Here is a 23,294-nt window from a genome sequence, read left to right as displayed (position 1 = left end):
TCCGCAGATGACCCTGCCCGAATTCTCTTCCGCCGGGGCGAAGCCGGCCCCCTCCGTGCTGCCCGCGTTCGCGTGGCGGCGGGAGGACACCGTCCGTACGGCCGGGCTGATGGGGGTGATCCTGGCCCTGCACGTGGTGGCCTTCGGCACCCTGATCTTCCTGGTCGCGCCCGAGCGGTACGCGGTCGGCACCCAGGTCTTCGGGGTGGGCCTGGGCATCACCGCCTACACCCTCGGCATGCGGCACGCCTTCGACGCCGACCACATCGCGGTGATCGACAACACCACCCGCAAGCTGATGGCGGACGGGAAGCGGCCGGTCTCGGTGGGTTTCTGGTTCGCCCTCGGGCACTCCTCGATGGTGGTGCTGATGGCCGCCCTGGTGGCGGGCGGGGCGCAGCTGGCGAACACCCTGATGGACGACGAGTCGACCACCCACAAGTGGCTCGGCGTGGTCGGGACGACCACCTCCGGCGTCTTCCTCTACCTGATCGGCGCGCTCAACCTGGCGGCGCTGCTCGGCATCGTCAAGGTGTTCCGGGCGATGCGGGCCGGGCAGTTCGACGAGAAGGAGTTGGAGGCGCACCTCGACTCGCGCGGCTTCATGGCCCGGGTGCTGAACCGGGCGACCCGCTCGATCACCCGGCCGGGGCAGATGTTCCCGGTGGGCATGGTGCTGGGCCTGGGCTTCGACACCGCGACCGAGGTCACCCTGATGGTGATGGCCGGTTCGGGGGCGGCCTCGGGACTGCCCTGGTACGCGATCGTCTGCCTGCCGCTGCTGTTCGCGGCCGGGATGAGCCTGTTCGACACCCTGGACGGGACGTTCATGAACTTCGCGTACCAGTGGGCCTTCGCCAACCCGGTGCGGAAGGTGTACTACAACCTGACCATCACAGGGCTGTCGATCGCGGTGGCGTTCATCATCGGCACCATCGAGCTGGTCGGGGTGCTGCACGAGAAGCTCGACCTGACCGACCCGGTCACCGGGTTCATCGCGGACATCTCCCTGGACAACGTCGGCTACGCGATCGCCGGGCTGTTCGTGGTGGTCTGGGCGATCGCGATCGGGTACTGGAAGCTCGCCCGGGTGGAGAAGCGCTGGACGCCCACCGGGGAGTCCTGAGGCACCCCCGGCCGTTTTGGCCGGATCGAGGGGTCGCGCGGGGGCGCGCAAGGAGCACCGGGGGTTCTGGCGGGGGTGCTCGGCGGGCGGTTCGGGCCGGGGGTTCGTAGGCTCGACGCATGGCGGATGCGTACGCGGGGCGGCGGGAGCGGGTGAGGGAGCACTGCGGTGCGGCCGGGGCCGACGCGGCGCTGATCACCCGCGCGGCGAACGTGCGGTACCTGACCGGCTGCGCGCCCTGCGGGGCGACCCTGCTGCTGACGAGGGAGCGGGCCCTGCTCGCGCTGCCGGACGACCTGCCGCCGGACGACACCGGGGAGCACCTGATCGCCCCGGACGTCACCCGGCTGCCGGTGGCGGCCGGGTCGGACACCGCGCTGGCCGCCGCGGCCGTCGCCGCCCGGTCCGGGGTGTCGGGCCTGGTGGTGGAGGAGCACGACCTGACCGTCACGCGGCACCGGGCGGTGGCGGACCGGGCCGAGGGGGCACGGCTGGCGGACCTCGGCCGGATGGTCGAGCGGCTGCGGGTGGTCAAGGACGAGCACGAGATCGCAGACCTGCGGATCGCGGCCGAGATCGCCGACCAGGCGCTCGGCGAGCTGCTGGAGTCGATCCTGGTCGGCCGCACCGAGCGGCACCTGGCGATGGAGCTGGAGCGCCGGATGATCGACCACGGCGCCGACCGGGCCGCCTTCCCGGTCTCGGTCGGCACCGGGAGCCACTCCGGCCAGGCCGCCCACCAGCCGACCGACCGCCGGGTGGAGGAGGGCGACTTCCTGACCGTGGTGATGGGCGCCCAGTACCGCGGCTACGGCGTCTCCACCGCCCGCACCTTCGTGATCGGGGCCGCTCCCGCGCCCTGGCAGGTGGAGCTGCACCGGCTGGTCTTCCGGGCCCAGCGGGCCGGGCGGGAGGCGCTCGGACCAGGGGTGGAGCAGTGCGTACCCGACCGGGCCGCCCGGCAGATCCTGGAGGCGGCCGGCCACACCGAGGCCTCTCCGCACCCGGTGGGCCACGGCATCGGGCTGGAGATCCGGGAGGCGCCGCGCCTCGGTCCGGCGGACATGGGTAAACTGGACAGCCGCGTGCCGGTCACCGTCGGCCCAGGGGTCCACCTCCCGGGCAAGGGCGGCGTCCGGATCGAGGACACGCTCGTCGTGCGCCCCTTCGAAGAGGGCGGGCCCGAGCTGCTCACCATCACCACCAAGGAGCTCCTCGCCCTGTGACCACGGCCTCCCGACGGCCGTCGGCGGCAGGACGCAAACCCTTGGTTCCTTGACAGCTATACAGGAGTAAGTGCGCCCGTGGCTTCCACGAACGATCTCAAGAACGGCATGGTCCTCAAGCTGGAGGGCGGCAAGCTCTGGTCCGTCGTCGAGTTCCAGCACGTCAAGCCCGGCAAGGGCCCGGCCTTCGTGCGTACCAAGCTCAAGGAGGTCCTGACGGGCAAGGTCGTCGACAAGACCTTCAACGCCGGCACCAAGGTCGAGACCGCCAACGTCGACAAGCGCGGCATGCAGTTCTCGTACAAGGACGGCGAGAACTTCGTGTTCATGGACATGGACACCTACGACCAGGTGACCATCGAGAAGGCCGTCGTCGGCGACGCCGCCGACTACCTGCTGGAGGGCTTCGAGGCCCTGGTCGCCACCAACGAGGGCGCCGTTCTCTACATCGAGCTCCCGACCTCGGTCGAGCTGGTCATCGCCAACACCGAGCCGGGCGTCCAGGGCGACCGCTCCACCGGTGGCACCAAGCCGGCGACCCTGGAGACCGGTGCCGAGATCCAGGTCCCGCTCTTCATCACCACCGGTGAGAAGGTCAAGGTCGACACCCGCGACGGCAGCTACCTCGGCCGGGTGAAGTAAGTCCGTGTCGGCCGCACGCAGCAAGGCCCGTACCAGGGCCTTCCAGATCCTCTTCGAGGCCGACCACCGCGGGGTCGACCCGCAGCAGGTCCTCGCCGACTGGGTGGCCCGCGCCCGCGAGCCCAAGCCCGACGAGGGCACCCCGCAGGTCGGTGAGTACACCATGGAGCTCATCGAGGGGTACGTCCAGCACGCCCGTCGCATCGACGACCTGATCGAGCAGTACGCCGTGGGCTGGACCCTCGACCGGATGCCGATCGTGGACCGCAACGTCCTGCGGCTCGGTGCGTACGAGCTGATCTGGGAGGACGGCGTCCCGGACGCCGTCGTCCTGGACGAGGCCGTCGAGATCGCCAAGGAGTTCTCCACGGACGACTCCCCGGCCTTCGTCAACGGCATGCTCGCCCGCTTCCTGGAGCTGAAGCCGGGCATCCGCCGGTAACAGGGAGCCTCGTGGACGGCCGCCGGACCCGAACAGGGTTCCGGCGGCCGTTTCGCGTTTCACCCGGGCGGCGTAAGGTTGGCGCCTACTTATCAGTAACTTGACGTCCGGAACCACGCGTGAAGGGCAGGTCCCCCCACATGACCACGGCGACCCGCAGCGAGTTCGACCAGGGCATCGCCCTGACCAGGCACCCCGAGGAGGCCGGCCGCTACGAGGCCGAGCTCGGCGCCGGCTGGCAGATCGGCGGCGGGGTGAACGGCGGGCTGCTGCTCGCCGTCGCCGGACACGCGCTGTCGCTGGAGCACGGCACCCACCCGGACCCGGTGTCGATCAGCGGTTACTACCTGTCCGCCTCCCGGCCCGGCCCGGCCACCGTCCGCACCGAGGTGCTGCGCACCGGCCGCGGCCTGTCCACCGGGACCGCCTCGCTCAGCCAGGGCGGTGTCGAACGGCTGCGCGTGGTGGCCAGCCACGGCGACCTCGCGACCGCCGACGGCGAGGTGCGCACCACCGCGCGGCCGCCGCAGCTCCCGCCGCCGAACGAGTGCATCGGCATGGAACTGGCGCCCAAGGAGCTGATCGCCCAGGCCGCCCTGCTGGAGCGGTTCGACCTGCGGCTGGACCCGGCCACCGTCGGCTGGGCGCTCGGGCAGCCCTCCGGCAACGGACGGATCCAGGGTTGGTTCCGGCTCGCCGACGGCCGCGAGCCCGACCCGCTGCTGCTCCTGCTGGTCGCCGACGCGCTGCCGCCGGTCACCTTCGACCTCGGCATGCCGGGCTGGGCCCCGACGATCGAGCTGACCGTCCACCTGCGGGCCAGGCCGGTCCCGGGCTGGCTGCGGGTCACCCACGCGACCCGCAACCTGGCCGGCGGCTACTTCGAGGAGGACGCCGAGATCTGGGACGAGTCCGGCCGCCTGGTCGCCCAGTCCCGCCAGCTGGCCCGGGCGCCCCGGCCGGCCTGAACCGCGGCCCGCGGGCCGGCCCGGGCGGCGGCCGGGAAGGTGGCCGGAAAGAGTCACGCATTACCGGTGGTTACATTCCTGTGACACGCCGTACGTGTGCGGCGCGCGCGGATGGGGAGGAAGACGGTCAGCGGCACGCCAGCCGCCGACCGTCCCCCTGAAGCCAGGAGCCACCGATGAGTCAAAAGGGTCGCGCCCGCCGTAACTCCGACTGCACCGCCGGCGGCTCACGGCCCGCGGTACGGGCGCCGCACCGGCCGCAGCGGGCCGCGGGTGCCGAGCAGGCCTTCGTCATCGGGGTGCTGGCCAACGCCGCGGACTTCGCCCGGGCCCGCGCCTGGGGGATCTCCGACGCCCCCGACCACGAGCGCTACCTGGCCGACACCGCCGACCTGCTGGCCGAGGCACTGGAGCGGTTCGACACCGTCCGGGCCCGGATGTTCCATCCGCAGGACTTCGAGGAGTTCTGCGTGCTGCACGGCCTGGACCCGGCCGAGCCCGCCGCCCGCGACCGCTACCTGGTCAACCCGGCCCTCCAGGCCCAGCTGCTCGCCTATCAGGGCGAGGAACTGGCCGGGGACTTCGTGCCGCGCCTGGTGCGGGCCCGGGAGAACGGCCTGACGCTCTGCCACGCCGACCTGCTGCTCGACGGGGGCCTGTACGGGGGCGCCGGGGCGCCCGACGAGGAGCACACCACCTGGGTGCGCGCCGCCTACCAGCGCGGCGGCGAGGTGTTCCGGCGGATGCTGCTGGGCGCGGGCGCCGGGGTGTACGAGCTGCGGGTCCGGGTGGACGCGCCCGGCGGGCGGCTGAGCGCCGCGGCGCGGGTGCTCCAGTGGGAGGACGGCGTGGTCCGGATCAACGACGAGGACCTGGAGCTGGTCTGCGCGGTGCTCTGCGCCGGGCTGGCCCTGGAGCTGCCGGGCGTCGCGGTGCTGCACGGCTCGCAGGGCTCGGCCGCCACCTGCGGGGAGTACCTGCCGGCCTCCTGGGCCTGGTCCAGCGGCGGGCAGGAGTGGGCGCCGGCCGAGCGGCCGGTGCGGCTGGACGGCGTGGTGGCGCAGCCCGGCTACGGCCTGGGCACGGTCTGCTGAGGCCGCCGCCGCGCCGGGGCGGTGTGCGGACACGCCGCGGCGCGGCCCCCGAACCGGGGAACCGCGCCGTGACGTTTCTGCTTGCCAGCACGCGGAAAACGCGTGCTGGGTCATGCCTGGATCCGTCGACCGGAGCCGGGTGGCGGGCCTCAGCCCGCGTCCTCCTCGCGCACCGCGCGGCGCGCGTCGGGGTTGAGCACGCCCCAGGAGATCAGCTGCTCGGTGAGGATCGACGGCGACTGGTCGTAGATGACGGCCAGGGTGCGCAGGTCGTCCTGGCGGATCGACAGCACCTTGCCGTTGTAGTCGCCGCGCTGGCTCTGGATGGTCGCGGCGTAGCGCTGGAGCGGGCCGGCCTTCTCGGAGGGGACCTGGGTCAGTCTCTCCAGGTCGAGCACCAGGCGGGGCGGCGGCTCGGCCGCACCGCCGGGAGTTCCGCCGGGCAGCAGCTCCTGCACCGGGACGCCGTAGAACTCCGCCAGCTCGGCCAGCCGCTGCACGGTGACCGCACGGTCGCCGCGCTCGTACGAGCCGACGACGACTGCCTTCCAGCGCCCCTGGGACTTCTCCTCGACACCGTGCAGGGAGAGACCCTGCTGAGTGCGGATCGCTCGGAGCTTGCCTCCGAGTTGCTTCGCGTAGTCGCTGGACATTGATCTCCCCGGACGAGATTGCTTCGCGTTCAGTGGTGGGTCACGGGCGATTGGCCGACGTCGTTACCGGTGGGTCCGACGTCCGTCTCGTAACTCACTGTGAGGTTACGTAGAGTAAGGTAGATGCGTCAAGCCGAATGGGGCAGTCGTGCGAATGGCCCGCATCGTCGGCGCGTCCGGGGCGTTAACCCCGGGAAGCGGAATGATGGCCGTCTGTTTGCGATCCGGCGCGCTGGTAGGATGACCGCAGCCCGCGCCCGGTCGGCGGGGGCCTTCCCGACATCCTTTAAGGCCCGTCCAGTGAGGCGGGGAAGGAGGTCCGCTTCGGCATGACCACATCGCACGAAACCACGCCGCGACCGCCGCACCAGGTGCTGGACGGCACGGACATCGCCCGGGTCGTCACCCGGATAGCGCACGAGATCGTCGAGCGCGCCAAGGGCGCGGAGGACGTCGTGCTGCTCGGCATCCACACCAGGGGCGTCCACCTCGCCCGCCGCCTGCAAGGCCGGCTGGCCCAGATCACCGGGCGCGAGATCCCGCTGGGCACCCTGGACATCACCATGTACCGGGACGACCTGCGGCTGAAGCCCGCCCGCGCCCTGGAGCACACCGAGATCCCGCCCGGCGGCATCGACGGCAAGCTCGTCATCCTGGTCGACGACGTGCTCTTCTCCGGCCGCACCATCCGCGCCGCGCTCGACGCCCTGAGCGACATCGGCCGCCCGCGCGCCGTCCAGCTCGCCGTCCTGGTCGACCGGGGCCACCGCGAGCTGCCGATCCGGGCCGACTACGTGGGCAAGAACCTCCCCACCTCGCTGCGCGAGGCCGTGCAGGTGCGCCTGTCCGACAGCGACGGCGTGGACGCCGTGCTGGTCGGCGACCGCGACTACGCCGCCCGCAGCTCGCAGGCCCTGGCCCCCAAGCCTTCCGAACACCTCCCGGAGTAAAACCGCGTGAAGCGCCACCTCGTCTCCGCCGCCGATCTCAGCCGCGACGACGCGCTGCTGATCCTGGACACCGCCGAGGAGCTCGCCCAGCTCTCCGGCCGGGCCGTCAAGAAGCTGCCCACGCTGCGCGGCCGCACCGTCGTCAACCTCTTCTTCGAGGACTCCACCCGCACGAAGACCTCCTTCGAGGTCGCCGAGAAGCGCCTCTCGGCCGATGTCATCAACTTCTCCGCCAAGGGCTCCTCGGTCTCCAAGGGCGAGAGCCTCAAGGACACCGCGCTGACCCTCCAGGCGATGGGCGCCGACGCGGTGGTCATCCGCCACCACGCCTCCGGCGCGCCGGCCCGCCTCGCCCAGTCCGACTGGCTGCACGGCAGTGTGATCAACGCCGGTGACGGCACCCACGAGCACCCCACCCAGGCGCTGCTCGACGCCTTCACCATGCGCCGCCACCTCAACCCGGGCGGCGGCAACGACCTGGCCGGGCGCCGGGTGACCATCGTCGGCGACGTCCTGCACAGCCGGGTCGCCCGCTCCAATGTCCACCTGCTGAACACCCTCGGCGCGCAGGTCACCTTCGTCGCCCCGCCGACGCTGCTGCCGATCGGGGTCGAGAACTGGCCCTGCGAGATCAGCTACGACCTGGACAGCGTGCTCCCCAAGACGGACGCGCTGATGATGCTGCGGGTGCAGCGCGAGCGGATGAACGCCGCGTTCTTCCCGACCGAGCGCGAGTACAGTCGCCGGTACGGCATGAACGGCCGGCGGATGGCCCAGCTGCCCGAGCACGCGATCGTGATGCACCCGGGCCCGATGGTCCGCGGCATGGAGATCACCGCCGAAGTCGCCGACTCGCCGCGCTGCACCGCGATCGAGCAGGTCGCCAACGGCGTCTCGATCCGGATGGCCGTGCTCTACCTGCTCCTCGGCGGAGCCACCCTCACCGACGCCCCCCGTACCGACTCCGTGGAGACCGCCCAGTGAACGAGCGCAGCGAGCGAACCGGCACCATGGCCAGCTACCTGATCCGCAACGCCAGCATCCTGGGCGGCGCCCCGCAGGACCTCCTCCTCGCCGACGGCGTGATCAAGGAGATCGGCACCGGCCTGACGGCCGCGGCGGACATCGAGATCGACGCCACCGCGCTGGTCGTCCTGCCCGGCCTGGTCGACCTGCACACCCACCTGCGCGAGCCCGGCCGCGAGGACGCCGAGACCGTGCTCACCGGCACCCGGGCCGCCGCGATGGGCGGCTTCACCGCCGTGCACGCGATGGCCAACACCACCCCGGTCGCCGACACCGCCGGCGTGGTCGAGCAGGTCTGGCGGCTCGGTCAGGAGTCCGGCTACTGCGACGTGCAGCCGGTCGGCGCCGTCACCGTCGGCCTGGAGGGCAAGAAGCTCGCCGAGCTCGGCGCGATGCACGAGTCCGCCGCGGGCGTCCGGGTCTTCTCCGACGACGGCAAGTGCGTGGACGACGCGGTGCTGATGCGCCGCGCCCTGGAGTACGTCAAGGCCTTCGACGGCGTCGTCGCCCAGCACGCCCAGGAGCCGCGGCTGACCGAGGGCGCCCAGATGAACGAGGGCCAGGTCTCCGGCGAGCTCGGGCTCGGGGGCTGGCCGGCCGTCGCCGAGGAGTCGATCATCGCCCGCGACGTGCTGCTCGCCGCGCACGTCGGCTCCCGGCTGCACGTCTGCCACCTCTCCACGGCCGGCTCGGTCGAGATCGTCCGCTGGGCCAAGTCCAAGGGCTGGGACGTCACCGCCGAGGTGACCCCGCACCACCTGCTGCTCACCGACGAGATGGTCCGCAGCTACGACCCGGTGTACAAGGTCAACCCGCCGCTGCGCACCGCCGCCGACGTCCAGGCGCTGCGCGAGGCGCTGGCCGACGGCACCATCGACGCCGTCGCCACCGACCACGCGCCGCACCCGGCCGAGGACAAGGACTGCGAGTGGGCCGTGGCCGCGATGGGCATGGTCGGCCTGGAGACCGCGCTGTCGGTCGTGCAGCAGACCATGGTGGACACCGGCCTGCTGAACTGGGAGGGCGTCGCCGACCGGATGTCGCACCGCCCGGCCCGGATCGGCCGCCTCGCCGGCCACGGCCGCCCGGTCTCGGTGGGTGAGCCCGCCAACCTGGTGCTCTTCGACCCCGCGTACCGTGGTGCCGTGAACCCGGACAGCTTCGCCACCCGCAGCCGCAACACCCCCTACAAGGGCCTGGACCTGCCCGGACGAGTGCACGCCACCTTCCTGCGCGGCCGCGCCACCGTCCTGGCCGGCGACCTGGTCGAGCAGGACGGCACGGAGTGATGGACCACGCCACGCTCGCCCAGGAGCAGGCCAAGGTCACCGACTGGCCCGGCTACATCGGCTGGACGATCGGGCTGCTGATCGTGATCGGCCTCGTCTACTGGCTGATGCGCCAGGGCTGGAACTGGCGCCGGACCCTCCAGTCCGGCATCCCGCCGCTGCCGGCGGTGCCGGCCCGCGCCGGGCGCACCATCCTGGAGACCAGCGGCCGGTACCACGGCACGACCACGGCCGGGAACTGGCTCGACCGGGTCGTCGCGCACGGCCTGGGCACCCGCAGCCGCGCCGACCTCACCCTCGGCGAGGACGGCCTGCTGGTGCAGCGCCCCGGGGACGTCGACTTCTGGATCCCGGCCGCGCACCTGACCGGGGCCCGCACCGACTCCGGGATCGCCGGCAAGGTCGTCCCCTCCGGGCTGCTCGTCGTCAGCTGGACCCTCCCCCAGCCTTCGGCCGAGGGGACCCCCACGGGCACCATCGAGCTGGACTCGGGTTTCCGGGCCGACCACCCCGACGAGCACACCGCCTGGGTCGAGGCGGTCGCCCAACTCGCAACACGTACGAAGACGAAGACGGAAGAGGCCGCGCAATGACCGCACCTGCCCCCACCACGCAGCGCCAACGGCGGGAACGAGTGCCTGCCGTGCTCGTCCTGGAGGACGGCCGGACGTTCCGCGGCCAGGCCTACGGCGCGATCGGCGAGACCTTCGGCGAGGCGGTCTTCAACACCGGCATGTCCGGCTACCAGGAGACCCTCACCGACCCGTCGTACCACCGCCAGGTGGTCGCGATGACCGCCCCGCAGATCGGCAACACCGGCTGGAACGACGAGGACGACGAGTCCCGGCGGATCTGGGTCGCCGGCTACGTGGTGCGCGACCCCGCCCGGGTCGCCTCCAACTGGCGCTCCCGCCGCCCGCTCGACGAGGAACTGGTCAACCAGGGCGTCGTCGGCATCAGCGGCATCGACACCCGCGCGCTGACCCGCCACCTGCGCGAGCGCGGCGCGATGCGCTGCGGCATCTTCTCCGGCGAGGCGCTGGCCGACGAGGCCGCCCTGCTGGCCCGGGTGCGGCAGTCGCCCGAGATGAAGGGCGCCGACCTGGCCGCCGAGGTCGCCACCACCGAGGCGTACGTGGTGCCCGCGATCGGTGAGAAGAAGTTCACCGTCGCCGCGCTGGACCTCGGCATCAAGGCGATGACCCCGCAGCGGATGGCCGAGCGCGGCATCGAGGTGCACGTGCTGCCGGCGAACGCCACCCTGGAGGACATCTACGCGGTCCGGCCGGACGGCGTCTTCTTCTCCAACGGCCCGGGCGACCCGGCCACCGCGGACGACCAGGTCGCCGTGCTGAAGGGCGTGCTGGAGCGCAGGACCCCGTTCTTCGGGATCTGCTTCGGCAACCAGATCCTCGGCCGCGCGCTGGGCTTCGGCACCTACAAGCTCAAGTACGGCCACCGCGGCATCAACCAGCCGGTGCAGGACCGCACCACCGGCAAGGTCGAGGTGACCGCCCACAACCACGGCTTCGCCGTGGACGCCCCGCTGGACAAGGTGAGCGACACCCCCTTCGGGCGGGTCCAGGTCTCCCACGTCTGCCTCAACGACGACGTCGTCGAGGGCCTCCAGGCGCTCGACGTCCCCGCCTTCAGCGTGCAGTACCACCCCGAAGCGGCCGCCGGTCCCCACGACGCCGCCTACCTGTTCGACCGCTTCGTGAAGCTCATGGAGGCCCAGCGTGCCTAAGCGCACTGACATCAAGTCCGTCCTGGTGATCGGCTCCGGCCCGATCGTCATCGGCCAGGCCGCCGAGTTCGACTACTCGGGTACGCAGGCCTGCCGGGTCCTCAAGGCCGAGGGCCTGCGGGTCATCCTGGTGAACTCCAACCCGGCCACGATCATGACCGACCCGGAGATCGCCGACGCCACGTACGTCGAGCCGATCACCCCGGAGTTCGTCGAGAAGATCATCGCCAAGGAGCGCCCCGACGCGCTGCTGCCGACCCTGGGCGGCCAGACCGCGCTCAACACCGCGATCTCGCTGCACTCGGCGGGCACGCTGGAGAAGTACGGCGTCGAGCTGATCGGCGCCGACGTCGAGGCGATCAACAAGGGCGAGGACCGCGAGCTCTTCAAGGGCGTCGTCGAGGCCGTCAACGCCAAGATCGGCCACGGCGAGTCCGCCCGCTCGGTCATCTGCCACACCATGGACGAGGTGCTGGCCGGCGTCGACACGCTGGGCGGATACCCGGTCGTCGTCCGCCCGTCCTTCACCATGGGCGGCGCCGGCTCCGGCTTCGCGCACAACGAGGAGGACCTGCGCCGCATCGCCGGCCAGGGCCTGACCCTCTCGCCGACCACCGAGGTGCTCCTGGAGGAGTCCATCCTCGGCTGGAAGGAGTACGAGCTGGAGCTGATGCGCGACAAGAACGACAACGTCGTGGTCGTCTGCTCCATCGAGAACTTCGACCCGATGGGCGTGCACACCGGTGACTCGATCACCGTCGCCCCGGCGATGACCCTCACCGACCGCGAGTACCAGATCCTGCGCGACATCGGCATCGCCGTCATCCGCGAGGTCGGCGTCGACACCGGCGGCTGCAACATCCAGTTCGCGGTCGACCCCGAGGACGGCCGGGTCATCGTCATCGAGATGAACCCGCGCGTCTCCCGCTCCTCGGCGCTCGCCTCCAAGGCCACCGGCTTCCCGATCGCCAAGATCGCCGCCAAGCTGGCCGTCGGCTACACCCTGGACGAGATCCCCAACGACATCACCGAGCAGACCCCGGCCTCCTTCGAGCCGACGCTCGACTACGTCGTGGTCAAGGTGCCGCGGTTCGCGTTCGAGAAGTTCCCGAGCGCCGACGCGACGCTGACCACCACCATGAAGTCGGTCGGCGAGGCGATGGCCATGGGCCGCAACTTCCCCGAGGCGCTGCAGAAGGCGCTGCGCTCGCTGGAGAAGAAGGGCTCCCAGTTCTCCTGGAACGGCCCCGTCGGCGACAAGGCGGAGCTGCTGGTCAAGGCCGCCGTGCCGACCGACGGCCGGATCAACACCGTGATGGACGCCGTCCGGGCCGGCGCCACCCCGGAGGAGGTGTTCGAGGCCACCAAGATCGACCCGTGGTTCGTCGACCAGCTCTTCCTGCTGGACGAGATCGCCGCCGAGCTGGCCGACGCCGAGGAGCTCACCCCCGAGCTGCTGCGCCACGCCAAGCGGCACGGCTTCTCCGACCAGCAGATCGGCGAGATCCGCGGCCTGAAGCCGGACGTCGTCCGCGAGGTGCGCCACGCCCTCGGCATCCGCCCGGTGTTCAAGACCGTCGACACCTGCGCCGCCGAGTTCGCCGCCAAGACCCCGTACTTCTACTCGTCCTACGACGAGGAGAACGAGGTCGCCCCGCGCACCAAGCCCGCCGTGATCATCCTGGGCTCCGGCCCGAACCGCATCGGCCAGGGCATCGAGTTCGACTACTCCTGCGTGCACGCCTCCTTCGCGCTCGCCGACGCCGGGTACGAGACCGTCATGGTCAACTGCAACCCGGAGACCGTCTCCACCGACTACGACACCTCCGACCGGCTCTACTTCGAGCCGCTCACCCTGGAGGACGTGCTGGAGATCGTCCACGCCGAGCAGCAGGCCGGCCCGCTCGCCGGTGTGATCGTCCAGCTCGGCGGCCAGACCCCGCTCGGCCTGGCCCAGGCGCTCAAGGACAACGGCGTGCCGATCGTCGGCACCCAGCCCGAGGCGATCGACCTCGCCGAGGAGCGCGGCGCCTTCGGCCGCGTCCTGAGCGAGGCCGGCCTGCCCGCGCCCAAGCACGGCACCGCCTTCTCCTTCGACGAGGCCAAGGCGATCGCCGACGAGATCGGCTACCCGGTGCTCGCCCGCCCGTCCTACGTGCTCGGCGGCCGCGGCATGGAGATCGTCTACGACGAGGCCTCGCTCGCCTCCTACCTGGAGCGGCACGCCGGCCTGATCTCCGAGCACCCGGTGCTCATCGACCGCTTCCTGGACGACGCGGTGGAGATCGACGTCGACGCGCTCTACGACGGCACCGAGCTCTACCTCGGCGGCGTCATGGAGCACATCGAGGAGGCCGGCATCCACTCCGGCGACTCCGCCTGCGCGCTGCCCCCGATCACCCTCGGCGGCTTCGACATCAAGCGCCTGCGCACCTCCACCGAGGCCATCGCGCGCGGTGTCGGCGTCCGCGGTCTGATCAACATCCAGTTCGCCATGGCCGGGGACATCCTGTACGTCCTGGAGGCCAACCCGCGCGCCTCCCGGACCGTCCCGTTCACCTCCAAGGCGACCGCCGTGCCGCTGGCCAAGGCCGCCGCCCGGATCTCGCTCGGCGCCACCATCGCCGAGCTGCGCGCCGAGGGCCTGCTCCCGGCCGAGGGCGACGGCGGCACGCTGCCCGCCGACGCGCCGATCGCGGTCAAGGAGGCCGTGATGCCGTGGAGCCGCTTCCGCGACATCCACGGCCGCGGGGTGGACACCGTGCTCGGCCCGGAGATGCGCTCGACCGGTGAGGTCATGGGCATCGACAAGGTCTTCGGCACGGCCTACGCCAAGTCGCAGACCGGTGCCTACGGCGCGCTGCCGACCAAGGGCAAGGTCTTCATCTCGGTGGCCAACCGGGACAAGCGCAACCTGGTCTTCCCGGCCCGGGCGCTGGCCGGCCTCGGCTTCGAGCTGCTCGCCACCGCCGGCACCGCCGAGGTGCTCCAGCGCGGCGGCATCCCGGCCACCGTGGTGCGCAAGCACAGCGAGGGCGAAGGCCCGAACGGCGAGCGGACCATCGTCCAGCTGATCCACGAGGGTGAGGTCGACCTCATCATCAACACCCCGTACGGCACCGGCGGCCGCCTCGACGGCTACGAGATCCGCACCGCGGCCGTCTCGCGCGGCGTCCCGTGCCTGACCACCGTCCAGGCGATGGGCGCGGCCGTGCAGGGTATCGACCGGCTGCTGCGCGACGAGGTCGGGGTGATGTCGCTCCAGGAGCACGCCGGGCTGATCAACGCCGGCCGCCAGTAGCACCACCGCAGTGGGGGGCACCGGAGCCTTTTGGGTGCCCCCCACTTCCATGCCCAAGTCCGGTTCGTGATCCGGGAGTTGACCCACCCTTGTACAAGCTTCTGTTCGACCTGGTGTTCAAGAAGATGGACCCGGAGAAGGCCCACCACCTCGCCTTCTTCTGGATCCGCCTCGCCTCCTCGGTGCCCGGGCTGCGCAGCCTGGTGCGACTGGTGCTGGCCCCGCGCGACCGGGCCCTGCGCACCAGCGCGCTCGGCCTGGACCTGCCCGGCCCGTTCGGCCTGGCGGCCGGCTTCGACAAGAACGGCGTCGGCATCGACGGCCTGGCCATGCTCGGCTTCGACTACGTCGAGATCGGCACCATCACCGGCGAGCCCCAGCCCGGCAACCCGGCGCCCCGGATGTTCCGTCTGGTCGAGGACCGCGCGCTGATCAACCGGATGGGCTTCAACAACCAGGGCTCGGCCCGGGTCGCGGCCCGGCTGGCCGCCCGCCCGCACACCAGCTCCACCCCGGTGACCGGCGTCAACATCGGCAAGACCAAGGTGGTCGAGGAGGCCGACGCCGTCGCCGACTACGTCAAGTCCACCGAGCGGCTGGCCAAGTACGCGGACTACCTGGTGGTCAACGTCAGCTCGCCGAACACCCCCGGGCTGCGCAACCTCCAGGCCGTGGACCACCTGCGGCCGCTGCTCACCGCCGTCCGCGAGGCCGCCGACCGCACCACCGCGCACCACGTGCCGCTGCTGGTCAAGATCGCCCCCGACCTGGCCGACGAGGACATCGACGCGGTCGCCGACCTCGCCCTGGAGCTGGGCCTGGACGGCATCATCGCCACCAACACCACGATCGGCCGCGAGGGCCTGCGCACCGACGCCGCACGGGTCGAGGAGATCGGCATGGGCGGCCTGTCCGGCGCCCCGCTCAAGGCCCGCGCCCTGGAGGTGCTCCAGCGGCTGCGCGCCCGCACCGAGGGCCGGCTCACCCTGGTCTCGGTCGGCGGCATCGAGACCGCCGAGGACGCCTGGCAGCGGATCGTCCACGGCGCCGACCTGGTCCAGGGCTTCAGCGCCTTCATCTACGAGGGCCCGTTCTGGTGCCGCCGGATCCACAAGGGCCTGTCCGCCAAGGTCCGCGAGGGCGGCTTCCGCAACCTCGCCGCGGCCGTCGGCAGCGCCGTGCGCAGCTCGTGAACACCCCCATCGGTTCTGGAAACATCGGTTCTGGAAAGGACGACATGACCCTCGCCCCGTTCGGCGCCCGGCTGCGCCAGGCCCTCGACACCCGCGGCCAGCTCTGCGTCGGCATCGACCCGCACGCCTCCCTGCTCGCCGCCTGGGGGCTCGGCGACGACCTCGCCGGGCTGGAGACCTTCAGCCGCACCGTGGTCGAGGCGCTGGCCGGCCGGGTGGCCGTGCTGAAGCCGCAGGCCGCCTTCTTCGAGCGCTTCGGCAGCAAGGGCGTCGCGGTGCTGGAGAAGAGCGTCGAGGAGGCCCGGGCGGCCGGCGCGCTGGTCCTGATGGACGCCAAGCGCGGCGACATCGGCTCCACCATGGCCGCCTACGCCGAGGCCTTCCTGTCGCCCGGCAGTCCGCTGTTCTCGGACGCCGTGACGGTCAGCCCGTACCTGGGCTTCGGCTCGCTGCGCCCGGCCCTGGACCTGGCCCGCGAGCAGGGCTGCGGCGTGTTCGCGCTGGCGCTCACCTCCAACCCGGAGGGCGCCGAGGTGCAGCGCGCGGTGGGCGCGGACGGCGAGCCGGTCGCGGCCTCGGTACTGCGACAGCTGGCGGCCGAGAACGCGGACGCGGCGCCGCTCGGCTCCTTCGGCGCGGTGGTCGGCGCGACGCTGGCCGACGCGGGCGTGGACCTGGCCATCAACGGCCCGCTGCTGGCCCCCGGGATCGGCGCCCAGGGCGCGACGATGGCGGACCTGCCGCGGGTGTTCGGCGCCTCGGTGCGCAACGTGGTGCCGAGCGTCAGCCGGGACGTGCTCAGGCACGGACCCTCGGTGACGGCGCTGCGGGAGGCGGCGGACCGCTTCGTCGGGGAGTTCGCGGACGCCGTGTAGGGCCCGTCTTGTCGGTCAGCCCGGATCAGGGAATGGCCGACAAGACGGGCTCTGGTAGCGGAACCCCTCCTTCAGGTAGTGAGGTGGTGACCCTGCGGAGTGTCCGCAGGACCGCGCGGTGGTCGCGGAGTTGACGTGAGCGCCGTCACACCGGCCCCGCCAAAGTCTCGCAATCGCGGTCATTTTGCCCTGGAAAGTCCTGGTCGGCCTTGGCTGACCAGGACTTTTCGTGTTCTTTTCCTGACGTGGCGCCGCAATCCGGGTAGTGTCCGGCGATAGGTCATCGGCGAGCCGCGATTTCCGTGGCTCCCGCAGGTCAAGGGCCTTGTGCTTCCCCCTTGCGGACGATGTCCTCGGTACCGAACCAGTCCTAGCTCAATCCATCCATCCACACCCTGAGGTGAACGGCGTGGCTCTTCCGCCCCTTACCCCTGAACAGCGCACCGCCGCGCTCGCCAAGGCCGCCGAGGCTCGCCGGGAGCGCGCCGAGGTGAAGAACCGGCTCAAGCACTCCGGCGCCTCCCTGCACGAGGTGATCAAGGCCGGCAAGGCCGACAACGACGTCATCGGCAAGATGAAGGTCTCGGCACTGCTGGAGTCGCTTCCGGGCGTCGGCAAGGTCCGCGCCAAGCAGATCATGGAGCGCCTCGGCATCAGCGAGAGCCGTCGTGTCCGCGGCCTCGGTACGAACCAGATCGCTTCCCTGGAGCGGGAGTTCGGCGGTGGCGCCGCCTGACCGTGCCCCCGTGGTCCCAGGATCGTCCGCGATCCGGGATAATCGGTGCATGAGTGAGCGTCCGCGGCTGACCGTGCTCTCCGGCCCTTCGGGGGTCGGCAAGAGCACGGTCGTCGCTCATATGAGGAAGATGTACCCCGAGGTCTGGCTCTCGGTGTCGGCGACGACCCGCCACCCGAGGCCCGGCGAGAAGAACGGGGTCCAGTACCACTTCGTCGACAACGACGAGTTCGACAAGCTGGTCGCCAACGGCGAGCTGCTGGAGTGGGCCGAGTTCGCCGGGAACCGTTACGGGACCCCGCGTGCGGCCGTGCTGGAGAAGCTGGAGCGCGGCGAGCCGGTGCTGCTGGAGATCGACCTCCAGGGCGCCCGGCAGGTGCGCGAGTCGATGCCCGAGGCGCAGCTGGTCTTCCTGGCTCCGCCGAGCTGGGACGAGCTGGTCCGCCGGCTGACTGGCCGGGGCACCGAGTCGCAGGACGTGATCGAGAAGCGTCTGGAGGCGGCGAAGGTCGAGCTCGCGGCCGAGACCGAGTTCGACACGACCCTTGTCAACACCTCCGTCGAGCAGGTAGCGGCCGAACTGCTAGCCTTGCTCGGTGTAGCCTGACCTGTCTGTCTTTTCCATCCTTTCGGAAGGTTTTAGCGTGTCCTCTTCCATGACCGCGCCCGAGGGCATCATCAACCCGCCGATCGACGAGCTGCTCGAGGCCACCGACTCCAAGTACAGCCTCGTGATCTACGCCGCCAAGCGCGCGCGCCAGATCAACGCGTACTACTCCCAGCTCGGCGAGGGCCTGCTGGAGTACGTCGGCCCGCTGGTCGACACCCACGTGCACGAGAAGCCGCTGTCGATCGCGCTGCGCGAGATCAACGCGGGCATGCTGACCGCCGAGGCGGTCGAGGCTGCCTGAGGCGGTCGCTGAATTTCCGGGAGGGCCCGGCGGAATCTTTCCGCCGGGCCCTCCGGCATTTTCGTGCCGGGTGCCGGGTGCCGGGTGCCGGGGGAGGGCGCGGTGCGGGCCCCGGCCGCGGGGCCGTAGGGTGGGCCCGTTCCGGATCGGGAGAAAGGTCGGTACGTGACTGTGGACGCCCCCCGCGTGGTCCTCGGCGTGAGCGGCGGGATCGCCGCGTACAAGGCGTGCGAGCTGCTGCGCCGCTTCACCGAGTCCGGCCACCAGGTCACCGTGGTGCCGACCGCGGCCGCCCTGCACTTCGTCGGCGAGGCGACCTGGGCCGCGCTGTCCGGGCGTCCGGCGGCCACCGAGACCTGGGAGCGCGTGCACGAGGTGCCGCACGTGCGGATCGGGCAGCAGGCCGACCTGGTCGTGGTCGCCCCGGCCACCGCGGACCTGATCGCCAAGGCCGCCCACGGCCTGGCCGACGACCTGCTGACCAACACCCTGCTCACCGCCCGCTGTCCGGTCGTGCTGGCGCCCGCCATGCACACCGAGATGTGGGAGCACCCGGCCACCCGGGACAACGTGGCCACGCTGCGCCGCCGGGGCGTCATCGTGCTGGAGCCGGCCGTCGGGCGGCTCACCGGCAAGGACACCGGCAAGGGCCGGCTGCCCGAGCCGTCCGCGATCTTCGAGGCCTGCCGGGCGGTGCTGCGCCGCGGCGGGCCGGCGCCCACCGACCTCGCGGGCCGGCACGTGGTGGTCTCGGCCGGCGGCACCCGGGAGCCGCTGGACCCGGTGCGCTACCTGGGCAACCGCTCCTCCGGCAAGCAGGGCTACGCGCTGGCCGTGACGGCGGCGGCGCGCGGGGCGAGGGTGACATTGATCTCGGCCAACGCCGAGCTGCCGGACCCGGCGGGAGTGGACGTGGTGCACGTCTCGACCGCGCTGGAGTTGCGCGAGGCGGCCCTGGAGGCCGTCCGGGACGCGGATGCCGTGGTGATGGCCGCGGCGGTGGCGGACTTCCGGCCCGCCGAGTACGCGACCGGCAAGATCAAGAAGGTCGAGGGGGTCGAGCAGGCGCCCGTCGCCCTGGTCCGCAATCCCGACATCCTGGCCGAGCTGTCGGCCCACCGGGCCCGTTCGGGTCAACTCGTGGTGGGTTTCGCGGCGGAGACCGACGACGTGCTCGCCAACGGCCGCGCCAAGCTCGCCCGCAAGGGCTGTGACCTGCTGGTGGTCAACGAGGTAGGCAACGGCAAGGCCTTCGGCACGGACGTCAACGAGGCCGTGGTGCTGGGGGCGGACGGCAGCGAGACGGCCGTCCCGGTGGGGCCGAAGGAGGCACTCGCCGACGTGGTCTGGGACCTGGTCGCGAAGCGGCTGGAAACAGGCGGCAACTGATCGAAAGTGCTCGCGTGGCGGTCGAGAATTCCTGAAGCGGGTGACGTTCGGCGGAACCAGACCGTTACACTCCAGGAATCAAGTCTTTCCGGAGTGCCCGGGTTCCCCCGGGCGACTTCAGTCAGCAGCCGCTGCAACCCCAGGGAGCGCTGTGTCTCGCCGCCTGTTCACCTCGGAGTCCGTCACCGAGGGACACCCCGACAAGATCGCTGACCAGATCAGCGACACCATCCTTGACGCTCTCCTGCGGGAGGACCCGACGTCCCGGGTCGCCGTGGAGACGCTCATCACCACCGGCCAGGTGCACGTGGCCGGCGAGGTGACCACCAAGGCGTACGCGCCGATCGCCCAGCTCGTCCGGGACAAGATCCTGGAGATCGGCTACGACAGCTCCAAGAAGGGCTTCGACGGCGCCTCCTGCGGCGTGTCGGTGTCCATCGGTGCCCAGTCGCCCGACATCGCGCAGGGCGTCGACACCGCGTACGAGGCCCGCGTCGAGGGCGACGAGGACGACCTGGACAAGCAGGGCGCCGGTGACCAGGGCCTGATGTTCGGCTACGCGTCCGACGAGACGCCCGAGCTCATGCCGCTGCCGATCACCCTGGCGCACCGCCTCTCCCGCCGCCTGACCGAGGTGCGCAAGAACGGGACCATCCCCTACCTGCGCCCCGACGGCAAGACCCAGGTCACCATCGAGTACGACGGTGACAAGGCCGTCCGCCTCGACACCGTGGTCGTCTCCACCCAGCACGCCAGCGACATCGACCTGGAGTCGCTGCTCACCCCGGACATCCGCGAGTTCGTGGTCGAGCCGGAGCTGAAGGCGCTGGCCGAGCAGGGCATCAAGCTCACCACCGAGGGCTACCGCCTGCTGGTCAACCCGACCGGCCGCTTCGAGATCGGCGGCCCGATGGGCGACGCCGGCCTCACCGGCCGCAAGATCATCATCGACACCTACGGCGGCATGGCCCGCCACGGCGGCGGTGCCTTCTCCGGCAAGGACCCGTCCAAGGTGGACCGCTCGGCCGCGTACGCGATGCGCTGGGTGGCGAAGAACATCGTCGCCGCCGGCCTCGCCCGCCGCGCAGAGGTGCAGGTCGCGTACGCGATCGGCAAGGCCGAGCCGGTCGGCCTGTTCGTGGAGACCTTCGGCACCGAGACCGTCCCGGTCCTCGCCATCCAGAAGGCCGTCTCCGAGGTCTTCGACCTGCGCCCGGCCGCGATCATCCGCGACCTGGACCTGCTGCGCCCGATCTACTCCCAGACCGCAGCGTACGGCCACTTCGGCCGTGAGCTGCCGGACTTCACCTGGGAGCGCACCGACCGGGTGGAGCAGCTGAAGGCCGCCGTCCAGGACTGAGGCCCGTAGCGCACTCGGCGCCTGAAGCGTCTGAAACGCTTAAAGCGTCTGAAACGCCCGAAGCGGCGTCCGCTCCCGTTCGGGGGTGGGCGCCGCTTCGTGCATTGTCGGTGTGACCTGGTAGTACTTGGTGGCGATGAGCAGCACAGGGGAGAACGGGGCCGCCGAGCCGGAGCAGCTGGCGTTCATCCGGGAGACGGTCAAGCGGGCCAAGCCGCGCACCTGGCACGGGGCCAAGCGGGCCGAGCACCTGCCGGTGGCCCGGGTCGTGGTGGACAAGGGCGTGCTCACCATCGACAAGTTCTTCGACTACGAGGTGCCGGCCGCGATGGCCGAGGAGGCCCAGCCCGGTGTCCGGGTCCGGGTGCGGTTCGGGGCGCGGGTGGTGAAGGGCCAGCGCGAGGGCGGGGAGCTGCACGACGGGTTCATCGTCGCCCGGCTGGAGAAGAGCGACTTCGCCGGTCCGCTCGCCCCGCTGGCCCAGGTGCTCTCGCCCGAGCCGGTGCTCACCCCCCAGCTGCTGCGGCTGTGCCGCACCGTCGCCGACCGGTACGCAGGAACGCTGGCCGACGTGCTCCAGCTGGCCGTCCCGCCCCGGCACGCCAAGGCCGAGGCCGAACCCTCGCCGCCGCCGCTGGCACGCCCGGCGGCCCCGGCCCCCGGCGGCTGGCAGCGCTACCCGGCCGGGCCCGACTTCCTCACCGCGCTGGCCTCGGGCGGCTCGCCGCGCGCCGTCTGGGCCGCGCTGCCCGGGCCCGGCTGGCCGTACGAGATCGCGCGGGCGGTGGCGGCCGCGCTGGCGAGCGGGCGCGGGGCGCTGGTCGTCGTCCCGGAGGGCCGCTCGGTGGCCCGGGTGGACCAGGCGCTGACCGAACTGCTCGGCCCCGGGATGCACGTGGCGCTGGAGGCCGACCTCGGCCCGCGCGAGCGCTACCGGCGCTGGCTCGCGGTGAGCCGGGGCTCGGTGCACGCGGTGGTCGGGACCAGGGCCACCATGTTCGCGCCGGTACGTGACCTCGGGCTGGTCGTCGTCTGGTCGGACGGGGACGGCAGTCACAGCGACCCGCGCGCCCCGCACCCGCACGTGCGCGAGGTGGCGCTGCTGCGCGCCGCCGAGGAGGGGGCGGCGGTGCTGCTCGGCGGGCACGCGGTGACGGTGGAGGGCGCCCAGCTGGTCAGCACCGGCTGGGCACGCCCACTGATCGCGGACCGGGAGACGGTGCGGCGGACCGCGCCCAGGGTGCGCACCGTCACCGACCAGGACCAGCACCGGGACGCCGCCGCCCAGGCGGCCCGGTTGCCGTCGGTGGCCTGGGAGGCCGCGCGGGAGGCGCTGGCCGCCGGGCACCCGGTACTGATCCAGGTGCCCCGGCGCGGCTACGTGCCGCGGCTGGCCTGCGGGCGCTGCCGGACCCCGGCACGCTGCCGGCGCTGTGAGGGGCCGCTGGAGGCGCCCTCGGCGGACGCCCCGCTGTGCTGCGGCTGGTGCGGGGAGGCGGAGAACGACTGGCACTGCCCCGAGTGCGGATCCTTCAAGCTGAGGGCCCAGGTGGTCGGCGCCCGGCGGACGGCGGAGGAGCTGGGCAAGGCGTTCCCGCGCCTCCCGGTGCGGACCTCCGGCCGGGACTCGGTGCTCACCACCGTGCCGGACGAGCCCTCGCTGGTGATCTCCACCCCGGGCGCGGAGCCGGTGGTCGAGGGCGGCGGCGGGTACGGGGCCGCGCTGCTGCTGGACGGCTGGGCGCTGCTGAGCCGGCCCGACCTGCGGGCGGGGGAGGAGACGCTGCGGCTCTGGCTCGCGGCGGCCGCTCTGGTGCGGCCCTCGACGGAGGGGGGGACGGTGGTCGTGGTCGCCGAGCCCTCGGCCCGTCCGGTGCAGGCACTGGTGCGCTGGGACCCGCTGGGGCACGCCGGGCTGGAGCGGGACGAACGGGCGCAGCTGCACTTCCCGCCCGTCTCCCGGATGGCCTCGGTGAGCGGGAGCCCGGCGGCGGTGGCGGACCTGCTCAACCTGATCCGGCTGCCGGAGGGGGCCGACGTGCTCGGGCCGGTGCCGGTGTCGGCGCTGCGGGGGGAGGAGCAGGAACGCGCGCTGCTGCGGGTGGCACCCGGGCAGGGGTCCGCGCTGGCGGCGGCGCTCAAGGCGGCGCAGATCGCGCGGATCGCGCTGCGGACGGCGGAGCCGGTGCGGGTGCGGGTGGATCCGACGGACATCGGCTGAGGGGGCGGTGGTTCGGTCGGGTTCGGGTACCGGGTCCGGGTTCGGGGCCGTGCCCGGCGGGGCGGGGGGGTGGGGGCCCCCCCCCCCCCCCCGCCCCCCCGGGGGGGGCGCGGGGAGCCCCCCCCACGGGGGACCCGGGGGGGCC

General features: G+C 72.1%; 21 protein-coding genes. 20 read left to right on the top strand and 1 reads right to left on the bottom strand.

Going from position 1 to position 23,294, the window contains the following annotated elements; all coding sequences use genetic code 11:
- The first annotated feature begins 7 nt into the window (after positions 1 to 7).
- The 6 genes from ACFRAR_RS12760 (at position 8) to ACFRAR_RS12735 (ending at position 5,498) form a co-directional block, all read left to right on the top strand.
- Entirely contained in the window at positions 8 to 1,126 is a 1,119-nt protein-coding gene (locus ACFRAR_RS12760; RefSeq protein ID WP_380697682.1) for a HoxN/HupN/NixA family nickel/cobalt transporter, read from the top strand.
- A gap of 119 nt (positions 1,127 to 1,245) precedes the next feature.
- Positions 1,246 to 2,352 (top strand): M24 family metallopeptidase, encoded by a 1,107-nt coding sequence (locus ACFRAR_RS12755; protein ID WP_380697681.1) that lies wholly within the window; start codon positions 1,246 to 1,248, stop codon positions 2,350 to 2,352.
- A gap of 78 nt (positions 2,353 to 2,430) precedes the next feature.
- The gene (gene efp, locus ACFRAR_RS12750; protein WP_380697679.1) at positions 2,431 to 2,994 is read left to right on the top strand and encodes an elongation factor P; all 564 of its coding nucleotides are present in this window, start codon (positions 2,431 to 2,433) and stop codon (positions 2,992 to 2,994) included.
- 4 nt (positions 2,995 to 2,998) lie between these two features.
- The gene (gene nusB, locus ACFRAR_RS12745) at positions 2,999 to 3,436 is read left to right on the top strand and encodes a transcription antitermination factor NusB (protein ID WP_316520206.1); all 438 of its coding nucleotides are present in this window, start codon (positions 2,999 to 3,001) and stop codon (positions 3,434 to 3,436) included.
- A 140-nt stretch (positions 3,437 to 3,576) separates the two neighbouring features.
- Entirely contained in the window at positions 3,577 to 4,404 is an 828-nt protein-coding gene (locus ACFRAR_RS12740) for a thioesterase family protein (RefSeq protein ID WP_380697677.1), read from the top strand.
- Between the two features lie 176 nt (positions 4,405 to 4,580).
- The gene (locus ACFRAR_RS12735) at positions 4,581 to 5,498 is read left to right on the top strand and encodes a hypothetical protein (protein ID WP_380697676.1); all 918 of its coding nucleotides are present in this window, start codon (positions 4,581 to 4,583) and stop codon (positions 5,496 to 5,498) included.
- A 149-nt stretch (positions 5,499 to 5,647) separates the two neighbouring features.
- On the opposite strand, the gene ACFRAR_RS12730 is transcribed toward ACFRAR_RS12735, so the two are convergent.
- Positions 5,648 to 6,151 carry a transcriptional regulator gene (locus tag ACFRAR_RS12730; RefSeq protein WP_030240641.1) on the bottom strand — a complete coding sequence of 168 codons (504 nt, stop codon included), beginning with the start codon at positions 6,149 to 6,151 and terminating at the stop codon, positions 5,648 to 5,650.
- A gap of 329 nt (positions 6,152 to 6,480) precedes the next feature.
- Here ACFRAR_RS12730 and pyrR point away from each other — a divergent pair, with 329 nt between their 5' ends.
- From pyrR to ACFRAR_RS12660, 14 genes are all read left to right on the top strand, one after another.
- Positions 6,481 to 7,101: a bifunctional pyr operon transcriptional regulator/uracil phosphoribosyltransferase PyrR gene (gene pyrR / locus ACFRAR_RS12725; RefSeq protein ID WP_380697674.1), complete on the top strand. Its 621-nt coding sequence runs from the start codon at positions 6,481 to 6,483 to the stop codon at positions 7,099 to 7,101.
- Positions 7,102 to 7,107: 6 nt separating this feature from the next.
- A complete protein-coding gene (locus tag ACFRAR_RS12720; protein WP_380697673.1) occupies positions 7,108 to 8,085 on the top strand; it encodes an aspartate carbamoyltransferase catalytic subunit in 978 nt (325 codons plus the stop codon).
- 26 nt (positions 8,086 to 8,111) lie between these two features.
- Positions 8,112 to 9,416 carry a dihydroorotase gene (locus tag ACFRAR_RS12715; protein WP_380697782.1) on the top strand — a complete coding sequence of 435 codons (1,305 nt, stop codon included), beginning with the start codon at positions 8,112 to 8,114 and terminating at the stop codon, positions 9,414 to 9,416.
- Positions 9,416 to 10,009 carry a hypothetical protein gene (locus ACFRAR_RS12710; RefSeq protein ID WP_380697671.1) on the top strand — a complete coding sequence of 198 codons (594 nt, stop codon included), beginning with the start codon at positions 9,416 to 9,418 and terminating at the stop codon, positions 10,007 to 10,009. Before ACFRAR_RS12715 ends, ACFRAR_RS12710 begins: the two co-directional genes overlap by 1 nt.
- Positions 10,006 to 11,163 (top strand): glutamine-hydrolyzing carbamoyl-phosphate synthase small subunit, encoded by a 1,158-nt coding sequence (gene carA / locus ACFRAR_RS12705; RefSeq protein WP_380697670.1) that lies wholly within the window; start codon positions 10,006 to 10,008, stop codon positions 11,161 to 11,163. The genes ACFRAR_RS12710 and carA overlap by 4 nt, the downstream gene beginning before the upstream one ends.
- On the top strand, positions 11,156 to 14,464 hold the full coding sequence (carB, locus tag ACFRAR_RS12700) for a carbamoyl-phosphate synthase large subunit (protein ID WP_380697668.1): 3,309 nt from the start codon (positions 11,156 to 11,158) through the stop codon (positions 14,462 to 14,464). The genes carA and carB overlap by 8 nt, the downstream gene beginning before the upstream one ends.
- Before the next feature lie 89 nt (positions 14,465 to 14,553).
- On the top strand, positions 14,554 to 15,657 hold the full coding sequence (locus ACFRAR_RS12695; RefSeq protein WP_380697667.1) for a quinone-dependent dihydroorotate dehydrogenase: 1,104 nt from the start codon (positions 14,554 to 14,556) through the stop codon (positions 15,655 to 15,657).
- Between the two features lie 44 nt (positions 15,658 to 15,701).
- Positions 15,702 to 16,532, top strand: a complete 831-nt coding sequence (pyrF, locus tag ACFRAR_RS12690) for an orotidine-5'-phosphate decarboxylase (RefSeq protein ID WP_380697665.1) — start codon at positions 15,702 to 15,704, stop codon at positions 16,530 to 16,532.
- 409 nt (positions 16,533 to 16,941) lie between these two features.
- Positions 16,942 to 17,268 (top strand): integration host factor, actinobacterial type, encoded by a 327-nt coding sequence (gene mihF, locus ACFRAR_RS12685; protein ID WP_030056187.1) that lies wholly within the window; start codon positions 16,942 to 16,944, stop codon positions 17,266 to 17,268.
- Positions 17,269 to 17,317: 49 nt separating this feature from the next.
- The gene (gene gmk, locus ACFRAR_RS12680) at positions 17,318 to 17,875 is read left to right on the top strand and encodes a guanylate kinase (protein ID WP_380697664.1); all 558 of its coding nucleotides are present in this window, start codon (positions 17,318 to 17,320) and stop codon (positions 17,873 to 17,875) included.
- Positions 17,876 to 17,912: 37 nt separating this feature from the next.
- Entirely contained in the window at positions 17,913 to 18,179 is a 267-nt protein-coding gene (rpoZ, locus tag ACFRAR_RS12675) for a DNA-directed RNA polymerase subunit omega (protein ID WP_030056185.1), read from the top strand.
- Positions 18,180 to 18,350: 171 nt separating this feature from the next.
- Positions 18,351 to 19,568 carry a bifunctional phosphopantothenoylcysteine decarboxylase/phosphopantothenate--cysteine ligase CoaBC gene (coaBC, locus tag ACFRAR_RS12670; RefSeq protein ID WP_380697780.1) on the top strand — a complete coding sequence of 406 codons (1,218 nt, stop codon included), beginning with the start codon at positions 18,351 to 18,353 and terminating at the stop codon, positions 19,566 to 19,568.
- Positions 19,569 to 19,719: 151 nt separating this feature from the next.
- Positions 19,720 to 20,928, top strand: coding sequence for a methionine adenosyltransferase (metK, locus tag ACFRAR_RS12665; RefSeq protein ID WP_189916754.1), 1,209 nt, complete (start codon positions 19,720 to 19,722; stop codon positions 20,926 to 20,928).
- A 136-nt stretch (positions 20,929 to 21,064) separates the two neighbouring features.
- On the top strand, positions 21,065 to 23,149 hold the full coding sequence (locus tag ACFRAR_RS12660) for a primosomal protein N' (protein ID WP_380697662.1): 2,085 nt from the start codon (positions 21,065 to 21,067) through the stop codon (positions 23,147 to 23,149).
- Positions 23,150 to 23,294 lie beyond the last annotated feature (145 nt).

The sequence above is a fragment of the Kitasatospora sp. NPDC056651 genome (assembly GCF_042792155.1).
Lineage (GTDB): Bacteria > Actinomycetota > Actinomycetes > Streptomycetales > Streptomycetaceae > Kitasatospora.
The sequence above is the reverse complement of the archived record's forward strand: the minus strand, read 5'-3'. Positions and strand labels throughout refer to the sequence as shown.

Coding starts and splice junctions, on each gene's coding strand:
- ACFRAR_RS12660 (WP_380697662.1), top strand. CDS start 21,065: ATGAGCAGCACAGGGGAGAACGGGGCCGCCGAGCCGGAGCAGCTGGCG.
- ACFRAR_RS12735 (WP_380697676.1), top strand. CDS start 4,581: ATGAGTCAAAAGGGTCGCGCCCGCCGTAACTCCGACTGCACCGCCGGC.
- ACFRAR_RS12760 (WP_380697682.1), top strand. CDS start 8: ATGACCCTGCCCGAATTCTCTTCCGCCGGGGCGAAGCCGGCCCCCTCC.
- ACFRAR_RS12710 (WP_380697671.1), top strand. CDS start 9,416: ATGGACCACGCCACGCTCGCCCAGGAGCAGGCCAAGGTCACCGACTGG.
- ACFRAR_RS12740 (WP_380697677.1), top strand. CDS start 3,577: ATGACCACGGCGACCCGCAGCGAGTTCGACCAGGGCATCGCCCTGACC.
- carA (WP_380697670.1), top strand. CDS start 10,006: ATGACCGCACCTGCCCCCACCACGCAGCGCCAACGGCGGGAACGAGTG.
- ACFRAR_RS12715 (WP_380697782.1), top strand. CDS start 8,112: ATGGCCAGCTACCTGATCCGCAACGCCAGCATCCTGGGCGGCGCCCCG.
- pyrR (WP_380697674.1), top strand. CDS start 6,481: ATGACCACATCGCACGAAACCACGCCGCGACCGCCGCACCAGGTGCTG.
- ACFRAR_RS12755 (WP_380697681.1), top strand. CDS start 1,246: ATGGCGGATGCGTACGCGGGGCGGCGGGAGCGGGTGAGGGAGCACTGC.
- gmk (WP_380697664.1), top strand. CDS start 17,318: ATGAGTGAGCGTCCGCGGCTGACCGTGCTCTCCGGCCCTTCGGGGGTC.
- pyrF (WP_380697665.1), top strand. CDS start 15,702: ATGACCCTCGCCCCGTTCGGCGCCCGGCTGCGCCAGGCCCTCGACACC.
- ACFRAR_RS12730 (WP_030240641.1), bottom strand. CDS start 6,151: ATGTCCAGCGACTACGCGAAGCAACTCGGAGGCAAGCTCCGAGCGATC.